This window comes from Streptomyces sp. NPDC048411 (assembly GCF_040704695.1).
GTDB lineage: Bacteria > Actinomycetota > Actinomycetes > Streptomycetales > Streptomycetaceae > Streptomyces.
Genome location: NZ_JBEZKL010000234.1, coordinates 1 through 6,393, shown reverse-complemented (window position 1 = coordinate 6,393; position 6,393 = coordinate 1). Strand labels below are relative to the sequence as shown.

The window sequence follows — 6,393 nt, the reverse complement described above, 5'->3', positions numbered from 1 at the left end:
GTCATGTGGCGGAGCCACCTGTCCTGCGGCGCCGTGCGGCGAGCGTGCGTGCCGGGCGTCGGGGCGCAGGCGGGGAACTCAGAACAGGCCCTAGGTGTCCAGCAACAGGGTGGCGATGTACGCCGGGACCGCGGGTGCGACCCGCCGGGCCTCCGGTCGGTGCGGCGGTCGGGTTCCCGCTTTCGGACGTCGGATCAGGCGAGCCCGCGGAGCATGAGGTTCCAGTAGAGGAACGGCAGGCCGCGCCGCTTGAGGTACCACATGTCGGTGCGTTCGCGGATGGTGTCGATCACCGGGATCGACGGGGTGGGCTGACCGCTGTAGTCGAACTCGGCGAGCAGCATCTTGTTGCGGGCCGTGGTCAACGGGCATGAGGAGTAGCCGTGGTAGGCGGCCGTGGGTTCCCGGCCGTTCATCGTGGCGAGGAGGTTCTCGACGACCACGGGCGCCTGCTTGCGCACAGCGGCGCCGGTCTTGGAGTTCGGGGACGATCCGACGTCTCCGAGGGCCCAGACGTTGGGGTACCTGACATGCCGCATGGTGTGCTTGTCGATCTCGACGTAGCCGGCCGGGTCGTCGGCTCCGGCGAGCGGGCTGCGCTTGATCCAGTCCGGGGCGCTCTGCGGTGGGACGAGGTGGGCCATGTCGTACGGCAGGATCTTCGTGCCCCCGGTGCCCAGGTCGGTGACGACCACCTCGCGGGCCTCGGGGCGCACCTCGGTGACCTCGCTGCCGTAGTGGACGTTGATGCCGTACCGGCGGACCACGTCGTCGAGCACGCGCGCGAACTCCGGAACGCCGAAGATGGCGGCACCGGGTATCACGAGGTGGACGTCGATCCTGCCCAGGACGCCCTGTTCCCGCCAGTAGTCGGCGGCGAGGTACGCGATCTTCTGCGGGGCGCCGCCGCACTTGATGGCGCCCGTCGGCATGCTGAACACCGCACTGCCCGAGCGGGTCCCGCGGATGAAGCGCCAGGTCGCGGGAGCGGTGTGCGGCAGGTAGTTGCTCGACAGGCCGTCCTTGCCGAGCCCGGCCTCCAGGCCCGGCACTCGATCCCAGTCCAACTGGATGCCGGGGCAGACCACCAAGTGGTCGTAGGAGACGGTGCCGCCGTCGTCCAGCGTCACTTCCTGAGCTTCGGGGTCGATGGAGACCGCGGCGTGTCGGATCCACCGCACGCCCTTCGGTACCACGGTCTCCTGCGGGCGAATGCTCTCCTTCAGCGGCGCTCGCCCGCCGCCGACCAGCGTCCACAACGGTTGGTAGTAGTGGTGAAGGCTCGGGTCGAGCACTGCGACGTCCTTTTCACCGGCGCGGCGGAGCCGAGCCGCGACCGAGATACCTGCGGTCCCGCCGCCGATGATCACGGTCCGGTGGTGCTGCTTGGTCACCAAAGGAACCCTCCGATCAAATGTACGTACATTCACGTTAGGCGGCGCGGCTCCGGCACGCAAGCCCCCCGCGGAAATGTCAATCAATTGTACGTACATTTATCCTGCGCTCGGCTGCGCGCCTGTCCGCCTCGCGCGTGGCCGGATCGGCCTTCTCCCGGCTCGGGCGGCGTGCCCCGTCCTCCGGAAGGGATCCCTCCCGCAACCTGGTGCTCAACGTCGTCGCCGACCGCACCGGCGAAACGACCGTGGGCGCGGAGTGCACCTCGTGGACTGCGCGGCCATCCGTCCACTCCGCGCCACGCGCGTTCGCCCGCCGTTCCCTCGCGCTTTGCCCAAGAGCCAGTCCAAAGGCTCCCGTTGTTGTGGATCAAGGCCATACGATGCGCTTGCGAAGCGCGCGCCGCGCACAGGAAGACGGGGGAGGCGCGATGTCCGGAAGACCGCATGACGACATGTCCGACGCCATGCCGGGCGGAGCGTGGGGCACGCTCCCCGGCGCTGTGGAGCTGTACCACCTGAGGCTGGACGGAAGCATCGGACTGGCCGACCGCGAGGGCGCCCGCGAGCTGGGACCCGAGCGGGAGTTTCTCCGCTTCATCGATGACGGGCAGTTCGCCCACTACCTGGTGGGCGACGCGGCGACCTCCCCCGGGCGCCCCTCGAACGCCACGGTCAAACTCGGTGTCGTGGGTCCACGCAGCGCCTTCACCCCGCATGCCCACGGCGGTGAACACTTCGTCCTCAGCCTCGGCCACGCAGCCTGCGGCCTCTACGACGCGGACCGCGACCTGGTCACCGAAGTCCCGCTGACTCCCGGGATGTTGATACGGATTCCGGAGATGATGCCCCACTCCTTCGCGAACAGGGGCACCGATCCGCTGACGATCCTCGCGGCCAACACCGGTTACGGGATCGACCACGAGGACTACGCGATCACCGCCGGGGAGGCCGAGCGCCGCGCCGCGGGCGACACCCCGACAGCCGGCCAGGTGGCCGTAGCCGCCGCCACCGACTATCACGCCCTCGCCGCCGCCCTGCGCGACATCGAGCGCCATCAGCAGGACCGCGGCATCGCCACCACCACCGTCCGAGAGCGCCTGGCCGCACGACTGCGCCGTGTGGCGACCGCACTGGAGGTCCGCCGGTGATCTGTCCGCACTGCGAGAAGAACCTGCTCCGCAAGGAGCGCCCCAACAACACCTGCTCCCACTGCAGGCGCACGTACGCGCTCGACCCCAAGACCAACTCCCTCGGCCTCAGCGACCTGCGGGTACGCAGGATCGCCGCCAAGGTGACGGAGGAGGGCAGGATCGCGGTGACGCCGGACCAGTTGTGGTACGCGCTCTCGCGCAAGCGCCTCAAAAAGGGAACGTTCGCGCCGGGGTGTACGGAAATCTCACTCTTCGTGGGCCTGATCGTCGGCGTCTTCGGCATCTTCACCGGGGCCGTGTACCTGGCCCTCATCGCGGGCACCCTGCTGCTCGTCGCCGCGGGCTTCGTCCTCGCACGAGCCGCCGGTGCGGGCCGGGGCTTCCCGGTCATGAGCCGTGCGGCGTTCCGTTCGGAGGCGCTCGCGCCCTGGCGGTACGTGTACGGCGGGCTGCCGCCCGGGGTGGTCGACGACGCCCCTCCCGTTCCCTCTCAGGCCAGGACTCGTGCGCCCTCCGGTGCTGAGCCCGGGGCCGTACTCCTGTGCCCCGACCGCTCCATCACGGCCTTCCTCGACGCCGACGGCCTGCCCGCCCGTTACGGGCTCGCGCTCGCCGAGGATCTCGACGCGGTCCGCGTCCTGCCCACGCGGGGCCCGGTGATCGTGCTCCACGACGCCGACGCGCACGGGGAGCTTCTCGTCCGGCGCGTCCGCGCGGATCTGGGGCAACGCACGGTGATCGACGCCGGGTTGCCGCTGCGCACCGTCCGCGGCCTGGCGCAGGCCGTGCCCTACCGCGACAAGGAGGGGAAGCCCGGCAAAGAGACCATGGCGCTCCTCACCGAGCTGGGCGCGTTCACCAAGGCGGAGCTGAGGTGGCTGGGAAAGGGCTGGCGCTTCCCGCTCGTCGGCATGCCCCCCGCCCGGCTGCTCGCCGCCGTCACCCGGGTCGCCGAACAGGTCACGCGGAGCGTCGATCCGGAGCGGCGTCGCGCCGCGTCCGTGGGGTTCATGACCTGGCCGGGTCCAGGGGCTCAGGACCACGCGGGTGAGCGATGATCTGCCCCCGCTGCGCCGCCTCGCTGACGGGCAAGCAGCGCAACGGCAGAATATGCGCGCACTGCGGGAAGCGCTTCGCGCTCGACCCCGCGGTGCACGGCAAGGGCATGCACGACATCCGCATCCGCGGCATCGCGGAACGCGCCACCGACCACGGCCGCCTGAAGATCACCCTCACCCAGCTCTGGTACCTGTCCCGCAGCCGTAACTACGCCTGGGCCGGACGGGATCCGAAGGGTGTACCAGCGAAGATCCGCTGGCTCGTGGCCCTGCCGGTGGCCGCCGCCCTCGTCGCGTGCGCCGTCCTGACCGGCGGACTGCTCGCGTTCCTCGCCGGCGCCGCCGCGTGCGCCCCCGTCGTCGTCGCGTCGTCCATGCGGCACCGCCCCGGTCAGTTGCCCCAATCGCAGATCATTCCCGCCGAACAGACCTTCCGTGCCCTGATGAACGGATCCTGGTCGGCGGTGTACGGGGGACTGCCGGAAGGCGTCGACGACGACGCGCGCCCCGTGCCCCGGCCGCGCGGGGCGAACCGTTCCGGTGCGTCCGTTCCGGTGTCCCGGCCCAAGGCCGCGATCCTCTGCACGGACCGCGTGGTCGCCCTCTTCCTCACGGCCAACGGCATCCCCGCCCGTCTGGGGGCCGTCCTCGTGGAGGTCGCCGACGCCGACGGAACCGAAGGGCGCCCCACCGTCCTGGCGCCGGCGCTCAGCGCGCTCGCCCAGTATCGCAGCGGGCTCCCGGTGGTCGTCCTGCACGACGCCGATCCGCAGGGTGTCCTGTTGGCGCCGCTCATCCGTGGCGCACAGCCCGACCGGATCGTGGTGGACGCGGGCCTCCCCGTCTCCGCGGCCAGGAACAGACTGGGTGTCGTGCGGCTCGTCCGGCACGATCCGCTCGCCGACGCGGAACAGCTCCGCACGGTCGCGGGCCTGCCCGAGGCCGACGCGGAGTGGCTCGGCCAGGGCTTCTGGAGCCCGCTCGCCGCCGTGCCGCCCCGCGTCCTCGAGTCGATCGTCGTACGGGCGGTGGAAGGGGCGCTGGCCGCCCCGCGGCCCACCCACCATGAGGCCCTCACGCACGGCTTCCTCACCTGGCCGCAGGCGCCACGGACCCCGAGGACCTCGCGGGCACCTGGCAGCCGCCCACCCGGCACTGGCACGTACAAGAAGAAGGGCACCAGCTCCGCATGACGCCGCGACGCCTCCAGGCCCCCGGAATCGGGACCTCCACAGCCCGGGACCCCCGTACCGGCCGCGGGCCGGGCGCCCGCCTCCTCGACCTCGCGATCACCCGCGCCGCCGCGCGAGCCGCGGGCCCGGGTGGCATCAGGTTCACGGAACGGCAGCTTTATTACGAGACCTGCCGTGTCCTGAGCCCGGCCGCGACCCTGCTCCCCCGCATCCCGCGCACCCCGGCCCCTCCTCTGCGGCTGCCCACGTTCACGCGTGCGTTGGAGGCACGGGGCCGGGAGGCCGTGGAGGGCCTTCTCCCGCCGGCCCCGTCCGCGCCGTCACGGTCTCTGTCCGCGCCCGATGCCGCCGAACCCGACCTCTACGCCTACGGGCTCCCCCGCCTTCTGGTCTGCCAGGACGGCTCGATCGCCCGGATGCTGCTCGCCAACCATGTGCACCTGGAGGCGGCCTGCCCCGTCCTCGCGACGCCCGACGCCCTGCCGTTCGACCCGCGCCTCGTCGCGGCGCTGGAGCGGGCCGAGGGTGCAACGGTCCATGTGCTGCACGACGCGAGCCCGGAGGGCATCGGGATCCCGGCGCGGGTCAGGGCCGCTCTCGGCCCGGTCCCCGGCGTGCGGGTCGCATCGATCGGGCTCGTGCCCCGGCACGCGGCAACGCTGCGCCTTCCGACCGGCCGCGGCCCGGCACCGGCTCCGCAGCTGGAGCCCTGGCCGCCCGGGCTGCGGCCCGAGGAGGGCGCATGGCTGGCGCGGGGGCGGTTCACGCAAGTCGCGGCCGTGTCACCGCCCCGCCTGGTGCGTACGGTGCTGCGCCTCACCCGGGAACCGCGACCGCCCCGGAATTCCATGTGGTCCGAACTGCGCGGGCTGCGCACCACGGGTTTCCTGACCTGGCCCGCCTCGTGATCCGCCGCGTCACCCGCCCGTGAACCGCGGGGTGACCCGTCCCGGCGAACCCCTCTTCCCGCGGCCACGACCGCCCCACAGACCCGAGGAACACACACGATGATCCGACCTCAAGAGATCGGCTACTCCGACGAGCTGCTCGCCGACGGCAGCGTCCACCGGCGTTACGAGGACGGCCGGGAGGAGTGGCGCCACCGCGAGAGCTCCTCCCGTCACCTCGTGCGCTGGCACGACAACCAAAATGCCTCCGGCACCGACGAACTCCTCGGCAACCACATCATCAAGCGGGTCCTCGCCGACGGCACGGTGACGTACGCCCGGGACATCGGATACGGCCGCACCCTGTGGGGCCGTGGCGAGACGGTGATGGTCAACCGGACGTCGTTCGGCGGCAGGATGGGTGTCATGCTCGCGGGCCTGGGCATAGCGGGACTCGCCATCACCGCCGCCCAGGTGCCGCCGCTGAGCATGAGCCCGGAAGAGGAAGAGGAGCTCCGCCAGCAGCAGGCGCAGAGCCAGTCGTCGTCCTCGGGCGGCTCGGACGGGGGCGGCGATTCCGGTGGCGGCGGGACGGACGACTGGGACCCGGGCTGGGACGACGACGGGGACACCTGGAGCGACGACGACTTCGGCTAAGACCGACCGGCACATGGGAGGCGGGGGGGGGGGGGGGGGGCGCCCGCGCC

At 71.9% G+C, this 6,393-nt stretch carries 6 protein-coding genes; 5 read left to right on the top strand and 1 reads right to left on the bottom strand.

What is annotated here, in order from left to right:
* Window positions 1-194 precede the first annotated feature (194 nt).
* Complete coding sequence (locus AB0915_RS37780) at window positions 195-1,397, bottom strand: FAD/NAD(P)-binding oxidoreductase (protein ID WP_366695739.1); 1,203 nt, start codon at window positions 1,395-1,397, stop codon at window positions 195-197.
* A 428-nt stretch (window positions 1,398-1,825) separates the two neighbouring features.
* On the opposite strand from AB0915_RS37780, the gene AB0915_RS37775 reads away from it, so the two are divergent.
* The 5 genes from AB0915_RS37775 (at window position 1,826) to AB0915_RS37755 (ending at window position 6,343) form a co-directional block, all read left to right on the top strand.
* Window positions 1,826-2,545 (top strand): cupin domain-containing protein, encoded by a 720-nt coding sequence (locus tag AB0915_RS37775; RefSeq protein WP_366695737.1) that lies wholly within the window; start codon window positions 1,826-1,828, stop codon window positions 2,543-2,545.
* Complete coding sequence (locus AB0915_RS37770; RefSeq protein WP_366695735.1) at window positions 2,542-3,606, top strand: hypothetical protein; 1,065 nt, start codon at window positions 2,542-2,544, stop codon at window positions 3,604-3,606. The genes AB0915_RS37775 and AB0915_RS37770 overlap by 4 nt, the downstream gene beginning before the upstream one ends.
* Window positions 3,603-4,799 carry a hypothetical protein gene (locus tag AB0915_RS37765; RefSeq protein WP_366695733.1) on the top strand — a complete coding sequence of 399 codons (1,197 nt, stop codon included), beginning with the start codon at window positions 3,603-3,605 and terminating at the stop codon, window positions 4,797-4,799. The genes AB0915_RS37770 and AB0915_RS37765 overlap by 4 nt, the downstream gene beginning before the upstream one ends.
* Entirely contained in the window at window positions 4,796-5,707 is a 912-nt protein-coding gene (locus AB0915_RS37760; protein WP_366695731.1) for a hypothetical protein, read from the top strand. The genes AB0915_RS37765 and AB0915_RS37760 overlap by 4 nt, the downstream gene beginning before the upstream one ends.
* A 99-nt stretch (window positions 5,708-5,806) precedes the next feature.
* Complete coding sequence (locus AB0915_RS37755; RefSeq protein ID WP_366695730.1) at window positions 5,807-6,343, top strand: hypothetical protein; 537 nt, start codon at window positions 5,807-5,809, stop codon at window positions 6,341-6,343.
* Window positions 6,344-6,393 lie beyond the last annotated feature (50 nt).

What these genes read in the sequence shown, in the direction of transcription:
- AB0915_RS37775 (WP_366695737.1), top strand. Translation starts at nt 1,826, where the DNA reads ATGTCCGGAAGACCGCATGACGACATGTCCGACGCCATGCCGGGCGGA.
- AB0915_RS37765 (WP_366695733.1), top strand. Translation starts at nt 3,603, where the DNA reads ATGATCTGCCCCCGCTGCGCCGCCTCGCTGACGGGCAAGCAGCGCAAC.
- AB0915_RS37760 (WP_366695731.1), top strand. Translation starts at nt 4,796, where the DNA reads ATGACGCCGCGACGCCTCCAGGCCCCCGGAATCGGGACCTCCACAGCC.
- AB0915_RS37755 (WP_366695730.1), top strand. Translation starts at nt 5,807, where the DNA reads ATGATCCGACCTCAAGAGATCGGCTACTCCGACGAGCTGCTCGCCGAC.